We start from the raw sequence: 14,590 nt of genomic DNA, 5'->3' as shown, positions 1-14,590 counted from the left end.
GGAGCTACCCCCTCCCTAGCCCTCCCCCACAAGGGGGGAGGGAACGGACGATTTTCGTGGCAAAGCATAATGGCCCACGCGACGCTAACGAGCCTACGCTGCCCTCACCGGCCGCGGCCGCTCGGGTCATCACGGCGGCCTCTGGAATACTAGTACCCACTTTTCTTAGGAAGTGAGTCGTGATTCAACATTGGGATGATACCCGAAGCAAGAGAAGTGCGCCTGTCGCGGAAGGATCGCGAGACGCTTGAGGAACGTTGCCGCTCGCCGGTGACGCTCCAGCGCGATTTGAAGCGACCAAAGATCGTTCTGCTGGCAGCGGCCGGGTACAGCACCCGGTCGATCGCCAAGCAGGTAGGGGTCCAGCCACGGATCGTCAGCCTTTGGCGGCATCGCTATGCAGATCATGGTCTTGACGGCCTGCAGAGCAGGCCGCTGCCTGGCAAGCAGCCGATCTATACAAAGGCCACCGACAAACGGATATTGAAGTTGCTCGATAAGTCGCCTCCCGCCGGGTACGGACGCTGGACTGGACCGCTGTTGGCTCGGGAACTCGGCGACGTCGATGTGCAATATGTCTGGCGATTCTTGCGCAGCAACAAGATCGATCTCGCCGCTCGCAAGTCCTGGTGCGAGAGTGACGACCCAAAGTTCGCGACCAAAGCCGCCGACGTGGTCGGTCTCTATGTGGCGCCGCCAAGAAAGGCGATCGTCCTCTGCGTCGACGAAAAGCCGTCGATCCAGGCCTTGGAACGAGCGCAGGGCTATCTGAAACTACCCAATGGCAGATCCCTGACCGGTCAAAGCCACGACTACAAGCGGCACGGCACGACCACACTGTTCGCCGCGCTGGAAGTCGCCACCGGCAAGATCCTTGCGACGCATTCGAAACGACGCCGCCGGGTCGAGTTTCTCGACTTCATGGATCAGGTGACCGCCTCATTCCCGAACCGCCAACTTCACGTCATCCTCGACAACCTCAGCACCCATACGAAGAACGAGGAATGGCTCGCAGCGCATCCCAATGTGACATTTCATTTCACGCCCACGAGCGCTTCATGGCTCAATCAGGTCGAGGTCTGGTTTTCGATTTTGCAGGGGCAGTCATTAAGCGGCGCCTCATTCACCAGTCTCAAGCAGCTCGAGCAGCACATCGATGCTTATGTCAAAGCCTACAACGACAGAGCTGAGCCCTTCGTCTGGACCAAGAAAAGGGTACGCCAGCGCCCCTTCAAAGGCCGCCGTATCACTTCCCTATGATTCCGGGTACTAGGTCACCCGCCTTCGGCGGATGACGACACTCGTCGCGACAGCAACCACCGTCGCCTCACAGGCGCATCAATCGCTGCTGACGCTAGCCAAGTCCCGCTGCTTCACGACCCGGTCGATCAAGCCCCACTGCAGGCCTTCATCCGCGGTCATGAAATGATCGCGATCGAGCGTACGTTCGACATCCTCGTAGCTGCGTCCGCAATGCTCGGCATAGAGCCGGATCATGCGGCGCTTGGTCTGCTCCATCTCCCTGGCGTGGATCAGGATGTCGGACGCCTGGCCCTGGAAGCCGCCGAGCGGCTGATGCACGTGAAGGCTCGCATTGGGCAGCGCGGTGCGCTCGCCAGGCTCCCCCGCCATCAGCAGAAACGAGCCCATCGAGCGCGCCGTTCCCATGCACAGCGTATGCACCGGCGCCTTGACGAATTGCATCGTGTCGTACATCGCCAGCCCGCTGGTGATCACGCCGCCGGGCGAATTGATGTAGAGATGGATCGGCCGCTTCGGGTTTTCCGCCTCGAGAAACAGCAGTTGCGCGCAGACCAGGGCGGAGACCGTGTCGTTGACCTCGCCGTTGAGGAAGACGATCCGCTCGCGCAGCAGCCGCGAATAGATGTCGAAGGATCGCTCTCCCCGGCTCGACTGCTCGATGACCATGGGGACGAGTTGCATCGTGTCGCGCATGCGCGAGCTCCCGTTCAGTGAGTTGCTGATGAGTTGATGCGTCAGGCCGCGCGCATCAGACTGCGCATGTTGCTGTTCGCCGCTGGCGGCGTCCGCCGCATCAGCGGCGCCGCGGCCAGTCCGTGGATGATCCTGAGCCGCGTGCCGCCATCGGCGTTGGGGATGACCTGGAACGTCACGATGCTTTCGAGGTAGGGCGGCTCGTCGTCGCGCATGCGGTAGCGCACTTCCTCGCCTGGCGTCGACGAGATCGGCGCGGCATCGGCGAGGTCGCCGGGCGGCAGCCAGGTGTCGCGCAGCGCCGGACTGCTGATGGCACGCCAGACTTTCTCCGGCGGCGCATCGAGCTCGTAGTCGAGCACCAGTTCATCGCCCTGCGCGTCAGCCTCGAGATCGGTCATTGGTCCATGTCCTTCAGCAGGGTTTTCAATGCATCGACCCGTGATGGCCAGTAGGCGCGGTACTTCGCCAGCCAGCGCGCGATGTGCGCCAGGCCATTCGGATCGACCTCGTAGTTGACGAAGCGGCCCTGCCGCTCTTCCCGCACCAGCCCCGCGTTCCGCAGCACCGCGAGATGCTGCGACATCGCCGGCTGGCTGATCGTCAAACCTTCGCGAAGGGCGCTGGCATTCATGCCGCCGGCCGCGAGCTTCTCGAAGATCGCGTAGCGCGTCGGATCGGCCAGCGCCTTGAAGATGTCACTCTCGATCATGACGACACATAAGCATACACTTATGTTTTGTGCAAGCCCGCAGCCCAAGCATTGGCGAGCCTATCGAGCGATCCCACGCTCGCGGACTGCATTCCACTGTAGAAAACACTCTCGCAAAGTCCCCCGCTGCGCTCCCTCCCCCCTTGTGGGGGAGGGTTGGGGAGGGGGGCCTCCGGGCGACCGTCCTCGTAGCTACCCCCCTCCCTAACCCTCCCCCACAAGGGGGGAGGGAACCTACCGCCGATGGGGCGTCGACTTCGACCAACACTGCTGAGAAAAAACTACGCCGGCACCTCGCCAAAGTTCTTCCCCACCGGCAGTACCGCATGCCGGATGAGCCGCGAGTCTTCCACCGCCGCCTGCCTGTGCTTCACCGCTTCGCGGTAGACGGGATCCCGGATCATCTCGACGAACGCCTGCACGGACGGATATTCCGCGATGAAGCAGTGATCCCAGCGCTCCTCCTGCGGGCCGATCAGCATCAGCTCGAAGCGGCCCTGCCAGATGATGCGGCCGCCGAGGCGCTCGAACACCGGGCCGCTCTCGCGGCCATAGGCGGCATAGGCTTCCGCGCCGCTGACCTTGCGTCCGTCGGGATAGGCCGCCTCCTTGCGCAGTCGCACCAGGTTCAGCATGTGGATCGGACCCGGGCGGTCGTTCTCCCGGAACTGCGCGAACACCTCCTTGGTGGGATCGATATGGCCCATGAACTCCCTCGTCTGTCGTTGTTTACCTTGGCTTAACCATAACGCGGCGTTACGAGCGCGAAACTCCTAATCGCGCGTTAAGCTCTTCCTAACTGCCCCTTAAACTCCGGACATTACCGTGGTCGGACGGCGGGATCGCGGGCTCGGGTTGCGTATGGCGCGGGGACGGAAACAGGGCGGCGGACGCAAGGAGCCGCGATTCGGTCTTGCGGCCGCGATGGCCGATCTGCGCCTCGACCCCAAGGATCGCATTCCCTCCGACAACGCGCCCAAGAAGTCCGCTGCAAAGAAAAAGCCGGTCGAGCCGGACGACGAGGACGATGTGCCGGCGCGCGCGCCGAAAGCCACCCCACCGAAACCGAAGCCTGCCCGAGCCAAGTCACGCTGGGGAATGTCGATCGGTCGCATGGCCTACTGGGCACTGGTCTGCGGCCTGTGGGGCGTGATCGCACTGGTCGGCGTGGTGATCTGGGCCGGCGCGCATCTGCCGCCGATCCAGTCGCTGGAGATCCCGAAGCGCCCGCCAACGATCGAGATCGTGGGTTATGACGGCAGCATGCTGGCGCAGCGCGGCGAGATGGCGGGCGCCAATGTCGCGCTGAAGGATCTGCCGCCCTATCTGCCCAAGGCGTTCATCGCCATCGAGGACCGCCGCTTCTACCAGCATTTCGGCATCGATCCGATCGGCATCGCCCGCGCCGTGGTCGCCAACGTCCTGCATCGCGGCGTGTCGCAGGGCGGCTCGACCCTGACGCAGCAGCTCGCCAAGAACCTGTTCCTGACCCAGGAGCGCACGCTGGCGCGCAAGCTGCAGGAGGCCGAGCTGGCGCTGTGGCTGGAGCGCAAATATTCCAAGCGCGAGATCCTGGAGCTGTATCTCAACCGGGTCTATTTCGGCTCCGGCGCCTATGGGGTCGAGGCGGCGGCGCAGCGCTATTTCGGCAAGTCGGCGCGGCAGGTGACGATCGGCGAGGCCGCGATGCTCGCCGGCCTCGTCAAGTCGCCGTCGCGGCTGGCGCCGAACCGCAACCCGGAGGGCGCCGCCAAGCGCGCGCAGACCGTGCTCGCGGCGATGGCCGACGCCAAGTTCATCACCGACGCCCAGGCGCAGGCCCAGATCGCGCACCCTTCCGTCGCGGTGAAGCCGGCCGGCGCCGGCACCATCAACTACGTCGCCGACTGGATCGGCGAGGTGCTCGACGATCTCGTCGGCCAGGTCGAGGAATCGATCGTGGTGGAGACCACGATCGATCCGAAGCTGCAGAGCGTCGCCGAGGCCGCGATCATCGACGAGCTCGCGGCGAAGAGCGTCAAGTTCAACGTCAGCCAGGGCGCGCTGGTGGCGATGACGCCGGATGGCGCCGTGCGCGCCATGGTCGGCGGCCGCAACTATTCCGACAGCCAGTTCAACCGCGCCGTCACCGCCAAGCGCCAGCCCGGCTCGGCGTTCAAGCCGTTCGTCTATCTCACCGCGATCGAGCAGGGCCTGACGCCGGACACGGTCCGCCAGGACGCGCCGCTCGATCTGAAGGGCTGGAAGCCGGAGAACTACAGCCGCGAATATTTCGGCCCGGTGACCTTGACCCAGGCGCTGGCGATGTCGCTCAACACGGTCGCGGTGCGCGTCGGCCTCGAGGTCGGGCCGAAGAACGTGGTGCGGACCGCGCACCGGCTCGGCATCGCCTCCAGGCTCGATCCCAACCCGTCGATCGCGCTCGGCACCTCCGAGGTGTCGATGATCGAGCTGGTCGGCGCCTATGCGCCGTTCTCGAATGGCGGCCTCGCCGTCTCGCCGCATGTGGTGACGCGGATCAGGACGCTCGACGGCAAGCTGCTCTACATGCGCCAGACCGAGCAGCCGGTGCAGGTGATCGAGCCGCGCAACGCGGCGATGATGAATCAGATGATGCAGGAGACGCTGATCTCCGGCACCGCGAAGAAGGCCGAGATCCCGGGCTGGACCGCTGCCGGCAAGACCGGCACCAGCCAGGATTTCCGCGACGCCTGGTTCATCGGCTACACCGCGCATCTCGTCACCGGCGTCTGGCTCGGCAATGACGACAACTCGCCGACCAAGAAGGCGACCGGCGGCGGCCTGCCGGTCGAGGTCTGGACGCGCTTCATGCGATCAGCGCATCAGGGCGTGCCGGTGGCGGCGCTGCCGAATGCACAGAGCCCCGGCGTGGTCCCGACACTGGCGCAGATCGCCTCACAGATCACGGCGCCGACGGCCCCTGCCCCCAATGCCGCCTACTCCGCGCGCTCGGCGCCGCCGCCAAGCCGCAACAATGTGCGGCCGGAGCCCGCCGCCGGCCTCGATGGCTGGCTGGTCGACCGGTTGTTCGGTGGTCGGCGCTGAGCTGAGCTCATCGCGTGACGACTTGCGCCACGCCCACCGTCATTCCGGGGCAAGGCCGCAGGCCTTGAACGCGGAATCTCGATGTGGCTTGGCTGGCGTTCGTTCAACAAGCTCGGCTTCCGGGTTCAATCGTCAACGCGCCTGCGCGCGTTCACGATTGCCCCGGAATGACGATGGCTCGGCTGAGGATGGATGCAACCCGGCTGGCTCAGCCAGCCGCCTTGGCGATCGGAAGCGGAGCCGGATCAACCGCCCCAGAACCAGCCGTCTGCGCCAAAACGCGTCCGATCTGCCGCAGCATCAGGCTCGCGCGGTGGGCGCTATAGTCCAGCAGCCAGCGGCTAAAGGCACTGGCGGCCATCGGCCGCGCGAACAGGAAGCCCTGCATCGCATCGCAGCCGAGCTCGGCCAGCAGCTTGCGCTGCGGCTCGGTCTCGACCCCTTCGGCGACCACGGCCACGTCGAGGCTCTGGCCGACGCGCACGACCGCGGTCACGATCGCCCGCGTGCCGCTGTCGTTCTCGAAATCGCGCATGAAGCTGCGATCGATCTTCAGCTCGTCGATCGGCAGCTGGGCCAGCCGGCTCAGGCTGGAATAGCCGGTGCCGAAATCGTCCAGCGACAGGCCGACGCCCATGTTGCGCAGCTCGTTCATGGTCGCGATCACGGTGGCGCGCTCGTTGAGGATCACCCCTTCGGTGATCTCCAGCATCAGCATCTTCGCCGGCAGGTCGTTGGCGGCCAGGATCTGCGCCACCATCGCCGCCAGGTTGACGTTCTGGAAGTTGATCGGCGACAGGTTCACCGAGATGCAGGGGATATCGAGACCGGCACGCCGCCACGACGCCATCTGCTGACAGGCCAGCTTGATCGACCACACACCGATCTGCTCGATCAGACCACATTCCTCGGCAAGCGGAATGAACTTGGCGGGCGAGACCTCGCCGAGCACCGGATCGTGCCAGCGCGCCAGCGCTTCGACGCCGTGGATCGCGCCGTCGCGGGTGCGGATCTGCGGCTGATAGTGCAGGGTCAGGGCCTCGCTGGCGATCGCCTCGCGCAGCGCGGTCGAATGCATCAGCCGCTCTTCGGCGAGCTTGTCGATGTCGGCGCTGAAGAAGCGGTAGGTCGCCCGTCCCCCGCGCTTGGCCTTGTACATCGCCGCATCGGCCTGCTTGATCAGGGTCTCGATGTCCTTGGCATTATCGGGATAGAGGCTGAGCCCCATGCTCGCCGACATCGGCACCTGCCGCTTGCCGATCGTCAGCGGCATGGCGAGCGCCGCGGTGATCCGCGCCGCCGCCAGCGAGGCCTCGAGCGGATCGCGGTTCTGCAGCACGATCACGAACTCGTCGCCGCCGAGCCGGCCCAGCATGTCGCCGGCGCGAATCTGCGCCCGCAGGCGGTTGGCGAAGCCGACCAGGAACTCGTCGCCGGCGGCATGGCCCAGCGTATCGTTGACGTCCTTGAAATTGTCGGCGTCGAGGAAAGCGACGGCGACGTGTCCGCCTTCCGGACAGGCCTTGATGGCCTCGGCGATCAGCGACGGGATGCGGGCACGGTTGGGCAGGCCCGTCAGCATGTCGTGATAGGCGACCTGCGAGATCGTCGAGCGGACCTCCTGGCGCTCGATGGCGAGCGCACCGAGCTGAACGCAAGCGGCGACGATCTGCTCGTGCCAGGGGCTGGGGCCGCGGCATTCACGGAAGTAGAAGGCAAAGGTGCCGATGACGCGGCCGTCCTTGCCCTTGATGGGCGACGACCAGCAGGCGCGCAGGCCGGCGGCGAGCGGGCCGGCCTTGTAGGGCTGCCAGCGCGGATCATTGTCGATGTCGCGCGACAGCACCGGCTCGCAGAGATAGGCGGCGGTGCCGCAGGAGCCGACGTCCGGCCCGATCGGGATCCCGTCGAGGCTGGCGGAAAAATCGGCCGGCAGGCTCGGGCCGCCGAGCGGATGCACGTGCCCATCGGAATCGACGTGCAGGATTGAGCAGACGACGTCAGGGGCGAGCTCTTCGACCCGGCGGCACAGTTGATCGGCGATGGTCGTGATCGAAACGTCGGACGCCAGCGACGCCATGATCAGCTGCTGCAGCGAGCGCAGCTGCTTGGTCTCCCGGATGTCCGTGAGCAGCCCGAACAGATATCTGACCTTGCCCCGCCTGGTCCGGTGCGCCTTGACATAGGCGGTCGTCCAGATCTCGCGGCCGTCCTTGTCGTAGACCAGCACGTCCTCCTCGATGCCGCGGTCGTCCTCGAGGCATTGCCTCAGCCGGTTGACGATGGCGGGATCGGTGCAGGGGCCGGTCAGCAGTTCCTCGGCGCGGCGCCCGATCGCCTGTTCAGGCGTGTAGCCGAACAGGCTGGCAAAGGCGGCGTTGGTGTACAGGACGTTGAGATGGCGATCGGTGACGATGACGGCCCGGTTGGTCCGATCGGCGACCGACGTCAGCAGCGCATTGCGCTCGCGCATGTCGACTTCGGTGGTCACGTCACGAATGAACAGCAACGAACGGACCGGCTCATCCTCCCGGCCCGGCGGGAGCGCGCACAACGACAGGCGGAGGCGGGTCCGCCCGCCGTCGGCATGGCGCATCGTCATTTCGCGGGCGTCGGACTGGTCCGGCTCCTGCTGCGCGTCGGTCGCCTCGGCGCACGGGGTCGCCGCGATCAGATCCGCGGGGAGACCCAGGCTTTCGAGGTCGGCGCCGACCAGAGCGGCCGGCTCACGCCGCAGCAGCACCGACGCCGCCTGATTGGCGTGCTGGACGTGGCCCTGCGCGTCGAGAAAGAGAATCGCCTCGGAGGCACCGTCGAGCGCGGCAGAGAGCAATTGTGTGGATGCGGCCGGTTGAAACTCGCTTGCAAACATCGTTCGATTCGAGGCGCGCTGCACGTTTCGAGAGAAACGATCGGCGCTTTGGTTGCAGCGAACGGCCCGGCAGCTCGCTGGGACGTCACCTTGGGTTGATTGCGGTAAATCTGGCGAGCGCAGCGTTACAGCCACGTTAAGGCGCCGCCGATTTGGGCAATATCCTGCGACTGCAGGCGAGAAGGCTTAAGAATTCGATAGTCCGCAGGCGGGTTCTGAGTTCATCGATGCAGATTGGAACCCGACGAAGAAATGGCCCGGACCAGAAGGCCGGGCCATTGGGACTCACATCGTCGAGAGGTCTGTCGTCGAGACCTCAGTCGTCGATGCCATAGCGATGCAGATCGTTGCCGCAGGTGTCGAGCCACTTCTTGGCGCGCTCGACCGAGGCGCAGATTCTGCCGCACACCTTCCAGAACCGCGGCGAGTGGTTCATCTCGATCAGATGCGCGACCTCGTGCGCGGCGAGATAGTCGAGCACGAAGGGCGGCGCCAGGATGAGACGCCACGAGAACGACAGCGAGCCGGCCGAGGTGCACGAGCCCCAGCGGCTCGACTGGTCGCGGATCGACAGCCGCTTGACCTTGACGCCGAGCTGCTCGGCATAGCCGTCGGCGGCCTTCTGCAGGTCACGGCGCGCCTCGCGCTTGAGGAAGTCGAGCACGCGGCGTTCGGTGTGCTCGATCCCGCCGGCCACGCACAGGATCTTCTCGCCACTGTCGCGCGTCTCGGTCCACACCGTGCCGCGCTCGCCGGCGCGATGCACGATCTTGTGCGGCACGCCGCGCAGCGGCACCAACGTGCCCGGCAGGAATGGCGCCGCCTTCGGCAGCCGGCCGAGACGCGCCGCGATCCACGCGCCGTGACGCTGCGCGAAGTCTTTCGCTTCGATGATGGTGCCGCGCGGAGGCATCGTCAGGATCGCTTCGCGATCCGACGGATGAATTCTCAGGGTATAACGTCGCGCACGACGGTGACGCCGCAATCTAATCGAGTAGATTTGCGAGCCGTGCTTGACGAGAAGACGCGAGGGTTCGGCGGGCCGCCGATAAAGTAGCGCGCGAGTGGCCATTTCTGTCAGTCCGGGGGGTAAGAACTCGCCCGGATTTTGCCACATCCACCGCCAGGGAAAGCGCTCGGCGCAAAAACAAATCATTTGCCCAACATACAGGGGTTCCGAAGGTTCCGCACCCCAGCAGTTGGGCCTCTCAGGCTCCCGAAGATATGAATTCAGGTTCAAAAGCATCGCTCAAGGAGCGACGCCACATTCACTGCTTGAGTCACTCCTGAATTCCGGTTTCTACCGTCCCTTCAAAGAGTTACCGCGCAGCCGGATTCGGATGCGCGGTGAATGTGATTGTCGCTCATTCAGCCGCAATGGCGAGCAGCGACTTGGGATCGGCCGCCGACAACATGAAATCGTTGATGCGCGGCACGATCTCCGACTTGAATCGCGAGCCGTTGAACACGCCGTAATGACCGACACCCGGTTGCACGTAGTGAACCCGGCGATGATCCGGGATCGACGAGCAGAGTCCATGCGTCGCTTCGGTCTGACCGAGACCGGAGATGTCGTCCTTCTCGCCTTCGACGGTCATCAACGCCACACGCGTGACCTTCGACGGGTCGACCAGCGTGCCGCGGTGGGTCATCTCGCCCTTCGGCAGCGCGTGTCGGATGAACACCGTCTCAACCGTCTGCAAATAATATTCCGCAGCCAGGTCCATGACGGCGAGATACTCGTCGTAGAAGTCGCGGTGCTTGTCGACCTGGTCGCCGTCACCCTTCACGAGGTTGGCGAACAGCGCCTTGTGGGCGTCGACATGGCGGTCGAGGTTCATGCTGATGAAGCCGTTCAGCTGCAGGAAGCCCGGATAGACGTCGCGCATCACGCCGGGATGCGGGAACGGCACCTTGGTGATGACGTGGTTGCGGAACCAGTCGATGCCGCGCTCCTGGGCGAGATTGTTCACGCCGGTCGGATTGCGCCTGGTGTCGATCGGGCCGCCCATCAGGGTCATCGAGATCGGTGCGAACGGATCGCGCTCGGCCTCCATGACCGACACCGCGGCCAGCACCGGCACCGCCGGCTGGCACACCGCCATGACGTGCATGTTGGTGCCGAGGAAGCGCAGCATCTCGATGACGTAGTCGATGTAGTCGTCGAGGTCGAAACGGCCCTCGGCCAGCGGAACCATCCGCGCGTCGGACCAGTCGGTGATGTAGACCTCGTGGGTCGGCAGGAACGCCTCGACGGTACCGCGCAACAGCGTCGCGTAATGGCCGGACATCGGCGCCACGATCAAGAGCCGGGGCTGGGGCGCGCGCAGAGGGCGGGTCAGCTTGCGGTCGAAATAGAGCAGCCGGCAGAACGGCTTTTCCCAGATCGCGCGGACCTCGACCGGGGTCCGGATGCCGTTGACCTCGGTCTCGTCGAGACCCCATTCGGGCTTGCCGTAGCGGCGCGTGGTGCGCTCGAACAGCTCGCAAGCCGCTGCGACCGACTTGCCCATCTCGGTATGCGCCCAGGGATTGAGCGGGTTCTGAAACAGGATCTTGGTGGCATCGGTGACAGCGCGCGCCGGATTGAGCGATGCATGCGCCATTTCGTACATCCAGTACATCGGTGTCGTCAGGACCGGACTGCCTTCCGACGCCAGGGGCGGTGCACCGCCAAACTCACCTATCGGCATTCTCGTTCAACCTCTCTGCAACGCAGCATACTGCCGAATGCGTAATTAAGCGTCAATGCGGTGTTGTACGTGTCAACGCCGCAAAGCGACGAAATGAGCCCGGAAATCCACGGGAAAAGCGCAATTATTCCCCTGCCGCCAGCAGCGAGCCGGCGCGGCGCGCGCTGCGCAAAAGAGCAATGAATGCCGCAAACGACGCCAGCAGCAGGGCGGCATTGAGCCCGAGCGCGGTCAGCATCAGGTCGGACCGGAAGACGTGATCGGCCAGCAGCGCGCGCATGCCCTCGAACACGTAGGTCGGCGGCAGCGACCAGGCGACGAGCTGCAGCCAATGCGGCAGCACCTGGACGGGATAGTACACGCAGGCCAGCGGCATCAGCGCGAACATCAGGGTCCAGACGATGCTCTCAGCGCCAAGCCCGTTGCGCAGCACCAGACCCGACACGAAGATTCCGACCGCCCAGGAGGTGAAGATCAGATTGCAGAAGAACGCGATCAGCGGCAGCCCGAGGCTGTAGAAGTTGAAGTCGAAGAACCAGACCGCGATCAGGGTCATCGGGATGATGCCGATGGCCAGCCGGATCAGGCTCATCGTCATCAGCGCCAGCAGGAATTCGATCGGCGTCAGCGGGCTCATCATCAGGTTGCCGATGTTGCGCGCCCACATCTCCTCCAGGAAGGAGATCGAGAAGCCGAGCTGGCCGCGGAACAGGATGTCCCACAGGATCACTGCGCCGATCAGCGTGCCGCCAGCTTTGGCGAAGAAGCCGGCATTGGCGGTGATGTAGGTCTGCAGGAACCCCCAGGTGATGATCTGCAGGGTCGGCCAGTACATCAGCTCCAGCAACCGCGGCCAGGACGACAGCAGCAGGTACCAGTAGCGCAGGATCATCGCGCCGATCCGGTGCGGCGAGATGTGGAGGGAAAGATCGTTCATTGCGCCGCCTCCCGGTCGCGGCCGCGGGCGACGTCGAGAAACACCTCCTCGAGCGTCGAGCGGTTGTAGCGCGCCATGATCTGCGCCGGGCTGTCGTCGTCCTCGATGCGACCGCGCTTCATGATGATGACGCGGTCGCACAGACGCTCGACCTCCAGCATGTTGTGGGAGGCGAGCAGGATGGTGGCGCCGCGGCGCGCGCGATAGCGCTCGAGATGGCCGCGCACCCAGTCGGCGGTGTCGGGATCGAGCGAGGCGGTCGGCTCGTCCAGGAGCAGCAGCTCGGGATCGTTGATCAGCGCCTTCGCCAGCGCGACGCGTGTCTTCTGCCCGGCCGAGAGCTTGCCATTGGCGCGATCGATGAAGTCGGTCAGGTCGAGCTGCGACGCGAGTTCGGCGATCCGCTCCTTGAGGTGGTCCACCGCATAGAGCCGGCCGAAGATGGTGAGGTTCTGCCGCACCGTGAGACGCATCGGCATGTCGACATAGGGGCTCTCGAAGTTCATCCGCCCCAGCACGGCCGCCGCCTCGTCCGGCATGCTGTGGCCGAGCACGGCGACCTCGCCCGAGGTCGGCTGCACCAGCCCCATGATCATCGCAATCGTCGTGGTCTTGCCGGCACCGTTGCCGCCGAGCAGCCCGGTGATGCTGCCCCGGCGGATCGCAAAGGAGATGCCGTCGACGGCCGTCGTCGTCTTGTAGACCTTGGTCAGCCGCGACACGGCAATCGCGGGCGAAACCGAGCCGGAATCGGATGAGAGGGTCGGCACTGCGTCATCTTGCGTCATGGGAGGGGTTCATTGAGGCATTGTGCCGCAAACCGCAACAGGCCACCAACGGCCGCCCAGATTTGTCGCCGCGCCTGCGCGGCATTAGGTTCCCGTCATGACCGACGACGCCCTGATCATCGACACGCCCGACACCGACTATCGCCATCCGCGCCAGCGCGTCCGGCTCGACACCATCCTGCGGCTGCGCTGGCTGGCGGCGCTCGGTCAGTTGAGCGCGATCTTCATCGTGGTGCAGGGGCTGGAGTTCGACCTGCCGGTGGTGCCCTGTCTGGCCGTGATCAGCATCTCGGCGCTGCTCAATCTCGGCCTGCAGATCGCCTTCAATCCGATGCAGTTGCTGGAGCCGGCCCACGCCGGTGGCCTGCTCGCGCTCAACATCATCGAGCTGACGGTGCTGCTCTATCTCACGGGAGGGCTCGAGAATCCGTTTTCCTACATGTTCCTGGCGCCGGTGCTGATCTCGGCGACCGCGCTGCCGGTCCGCCTGACGATCATGCTCGGCCTGCTCGCCGTGGCCTGCGCCACCGCCTTGTTCTTCATGCACCTGCCGCTGCCGTGGGAAGGCGAGGAGCCGCTGATCTTCCCGCCGATCTATCTGTTCGGCGTCTGGCTTTCGATCGCGCTCGCGATCGGCGTCACCAGCCTCTATGCGTTCCAGGTGACCGAGGAGGCACGGAAGCTGTCGGACGCGCTGGCGGCCACCGAGCTGGTGCTGGCGCGCGAGCAGCACCTCACCCAGCTCGACGGTCTCGCGGCGGCCGCCGCGCACGAGCTCGGCACCCCGCTCGCGACCATCGTGCTGATCTCGCGCGAGTTGGAGCGCGCCCTGCACGACAACAGCCAGGTCACGTCCGACATCAAGACCCTGCGCGAGCAGGCGCAGCGCTGCCGCGACATTCTCGGCAAGATCACCCAGCTGTCCTCGATCGGGTCGATGTACGACCGGATGAAACTGTCGACCTTGATCGAGGAGACGGTCGCACCGCATCGCGACTTCGGCGTCGACATCAAGGTGCGCGTCGCGGTGGCCGCAGCCAAGGAACCGGTCGGCTCACGGAATCCTGCGATCCTCTATGGCGTCGGCAACATCCTGGAGAATGCCGTCGATTTCGCGCGCAACGCCGTCGAGGTGAACGCCTGGTGGAACAACGAGACGGTCGAGATCGTGGTGTCCGACGACGGCCCCGGCTTCGCACCTGATATCCTGAAGCGGATCGGCGAGCCCTATCTGTCGCGGCGGCCGAGCGTCGAGGACGGCCCGGGAGGTAACCAGGGCGGCGGACTCGGGCTCGGCGTGTTCATCGCCCGCACCCTGCTGGAGCGGACCGGGGCCAAGGTCTCGTTCAGCAATCGCACCTTCCCCGACCACGGCGCCGTGGTCCAGATCGTCTGGCCGCGGCGGCGCTTCGAGGCCAGCGAGGACGACGATGGCGAGGCGGAGCCGGAATGAAACCCGCGGGGCAGCCGCCCCTGGCGTGCTCCTGGCATACAGCGCACCCGCCCCTGCGCGGCGTCACGCCGCAGACTGCGGCAACCCGCGATCTTGGCAGCGGCGACTCGGCA

The 14,590-nt window shown here is 65.3% G+C and carries 12 protein-coding genes; 3 read left to right on the top strand and 9 right to left on the bottom strand.

Features of this window, described 5'->3' with window-relative positions; genetic code table 11:
* Positions 1-195: 195 nt before the first annotated feature.
* The gene (locus tag ACQR1D_RS02840; protein ID WP_434893636.1) at positions 196-1,260 is read left to right on the top strand and encodes an IS630 family transposase; all 1,065 of its coding nucleotides are present in this window, start codon (positions 196-198) and stop codon (positions 1,258-1,260) included.
* A 78-nt stretch (positions 1,261-1,338) separates the two neighbouring features.
* Here the strand turns inward: ACQR1D_RS02840 and ACQR1D_RS02835 are convergent, their stop codons facing one another.
* The 4 genes from ACQR1D_RS02835 to ACQR1D_RS02820 all read right to left on the bottom strand — a co-directional run bounded on the left by ACQR1D_RS02835 (position 1,339) and on the right by ACQR1D_RS02820 (position 3,375).
* Positions 1,339-1,956, bottom strand: coding sequence for an ATP-dependent Clp protease proteolytic subunit (locus ACQR1D_RS02835; RefSeq protein WP_434893637.1), 618 nt, complete (start codon positions 1,954-1,956; stop codon positions 1,339-1,341).
* 41 nt (positions 1,957-1,997) lie between these two features.
* Complete coding sequence (locus ACQR1D_RS02830) at positions 1,998-2,357, bottom strand: SRPBCC family protein (RefSeq protein ID WP_316215304.1); 360 nt, start codon at positions 2,355-2,357, stop codon at positions 1,998-2,000.
* Entirely contained in the window at positions 2,354-2,668 is a 315-nt protein-coding gene (locus ACQR1D_RS02825; RefSeq protein ID WP_315803827.1) for an ArsR/SmtB family transcription factor, read from the bottom strand. The genes ACQR1D_RS02830 and ACQR1D_RS02825 overlap by 4 nt, the downstream gene beginning before the upstream one ends.
* A 281-nt stretch (positions 2,669-2,949) precedes the next feature.
* Positions 2,950-3,375 carry a DUF1330 domain-containing protein gene (locus ACQR1D_RS02820; RefSeq protein WP_315803828.1) on the bottom strand — a complete coding sequence of 142 codons (426 nt, stop codon included), beginning with the start codon at positions 3,373-3,375 and terminating at the stop codon, positions 2,950-2,952.
* Positions 3,376-3,529: 154 nt separating this feature from the next.
* Here ACQR1D_RS02820 and ACQR1D_RS02815 point away from each other — a divergent pair, with 154 nt between their 5' ends.
* On the top strand, positions 3,530-5,734 hold the full coding sequence (locus tag ACQR1D_RS02815) for a transglycosylase domain-containing protein (RefSeq protein WP_434893713.1): 2,205 nt from the start codon (positions 3,530-3,532) through the stop codon (positions 5,732-5,734).
* A 208-nt stretch (positions 5,735-5,942) separates the two neighbouring features.
* On the opposite strand, the gene ACQR1D_RS02810 is transcribed toward ACQR1D_RS02815, so the two are convergent.
* The 5 genes from ACQR1D_RS02810 to ACQR1D_RS02790 all read right to left on the bottom strand — a co-directional run bounded on the left by ACQR1D_RS02810 (position 5,943) and on the right by ACQR1D_RS02790 (position 13,024).
* A complete protein-coding gene (locus ACQR1D_RS02810) occupies positions 5,943-8,606 on the bottom strand; it encodes an EAL domain-containing protein (RefSeq protein WP_316179166.1) in 2,664 nt (887 codons plus the stop codon).
* Positions 8,607-8,922: 316 nt separating this feature from the next.
* Positions 8,923-9,762 carry a M48 family metallopeptidase gene (locus ACQR1D_RS02805; protein ID WP_316238080.1) on the bottom strand — a complete coding sequence of 280 codons (840 nt, stop codon included), beginning with the start codon at positions 9,760-9,762 and terminating at the stop codon, positions 8,923-8,925.
* A gap of 208 nt (positions 9,763-9,970) precedes the next feature.
* A complete protein-coding gene (locus ACQR1D_RS02800) occupies positions 9,971-11,299 on the bottom strand; it encodes a polyhydroxyalkanoate depolymerase (RefSeq protein ID WP_315803830.1) in 1,329 nt (442 codons plus the stop codon).
* A gap of 124 nt (positions 11,300-11,423) precedes the next feature.
* Entirely contained in the window at positions 11,424-12,236 is an 813-nt protein-coding gene (locus ACQR1D_RS02795) for an ABC transporter permease (protein WP_316238011.1), read from the bottom strand.
* Complete coding sequence (locus ACQR1D_RS02790) at positions 12,233-13,024, bottom strand: ABC transporter ATP-binding protein (RefSeq protein WP_434839915.1); 792 nt, start codon at positions 13,022-13,024, stop codon at positions 12,233-12,235. The genes ACQR1D_RS02795 and ACQR1D_RS02790 overlap by 4 nt, the downstream gene beginning before the upstream one ends.
* Before the next feature lie 97 nt (positions 13,025-13,121).
* Here ACQR1D_RS02790 and ACQR1D_RS02785 point away from each other — a divergent pair, with 97 nt between their 5' ends.
* Positions 13,122-14,477: an ActS/PrrB/RegB family redox-sensitive histidine kinase gene (locus ACQR1D_RS02785; RefSeq protein ID WP_316238009.1), complete on the top strand. Its 1,356-nt coding sequence runs from the start codon at positions 13,122-13,124 to the stop codon at positions 14,475-14,477.
* Positions 14,478-14,590 lie beyond the last annotated feature (113 nt).

Origin of the sequence: Bradyrhizobium sp. HKCCYLRH2047 (assembly GCF_051168175.1) — a bacterium.
Classification (GTDB): domain Bacteria; phylum Pseudomonadota; class Alphaproteobacteria; order Rhizobiales; family Xanthobacteraceae; genus Bradyrhizobium.
Note: the sequence above shows the minus strand (reverse complement) of the source record. Positions and strands in the feature narration are given on the sequence as shown.

Excerpts from the sequence above, each read along its gene's own strand:
- ACQR1D_RS02840 (WP_434893636.1), top strand. The coding sequence starts at position 196 with ATGATACCCGAAGCAAGAGAAGTGCGCCTGTCGCGGAAGGATCGCGAG.
- ACQR1D_RS02835 (WP_434893637.1), bottom strand. The coding sequence starts at position 1,956 with ATGCGCGACACGATGCAACTCGTCCCCATGGTCATCGAGCAGTCGAGC.
- ACQR1D_RS02830 (WP_316215304.1), bottom strand. The coding sequence starts at position 2,357 with ATGACCGATCTCGAGGCTGACGCGCAGGGCGATGAACTGGTGCTCGAC.
- ACQR1D_RS02825 (WP_315803827.1), bottom strand. The coding sequence starts at position 2,668 with ATGATCGAGAGTGACATCTTCAAGGCGCTGGCCGATCCGACGCGCTAC.
- ACQR1D_RS02820 (WP_315803828.1), bottom strand. The coding sequence starts at position 3,375 with ATGGGCCATATCGATCCCACCAAGGAGGTGTTCGCGCAGTTCCGGGAG.
- ACQR1D_RS02815 (WP_434893713.1), top strand. The coding sequence starts at position 3,530 with ATGGCGCGGGGACGGAAACAGGGCGGCGGACGCAAGGAGCCGCGATTC.
- ACQR1D_RS02810 (WP_316179166.1), bottom strand. The coding sequence starts at position 8,606 with ATGTTTGCAAGCGAGTTTCAACCGGCCGCATCCACACAATTGCTCTCT.
- ACQR1D_RS02805 (WP_316238080.1), bottom strand. The coding sequence starts at position 9,762 with ATGATTTGTTTTTGCGCCGAGCGCTTTCCCTGGCGGTGGATGTGGCAA.
- ACQR1D_RS02800 (WP_315803830.1), bottom strand. The coding sequence starts at position 11,299 with ATGCCGATAGGTGAGTTTGGCGGTGCACCGCCCCTGGCGTCGGAAGGC.
- ACQR1D_RS02795 (WP_316238011.1), bottom strand. The coding sequence starts at position 12,236 with ATGAACGATCTTTCCCTCCACATCTCGCCGCACCGGATCGGCGCGATG.
- ACQR1D_RS02790 (WP_434839915.1), bottom strand. The coding sequence starts at position 13,024 with ATGACGCAAGATGACGCAGTGCCGACCCTCTCATCCGATTCCGGCTCG.
- ACQR1D_RS02785 (WP_316238009.1), top strand. The coding sequence starts at position 13,122 with ATGACCGACGACGCCCTGATCATCGACACGCCCGACACCGACTATCGC.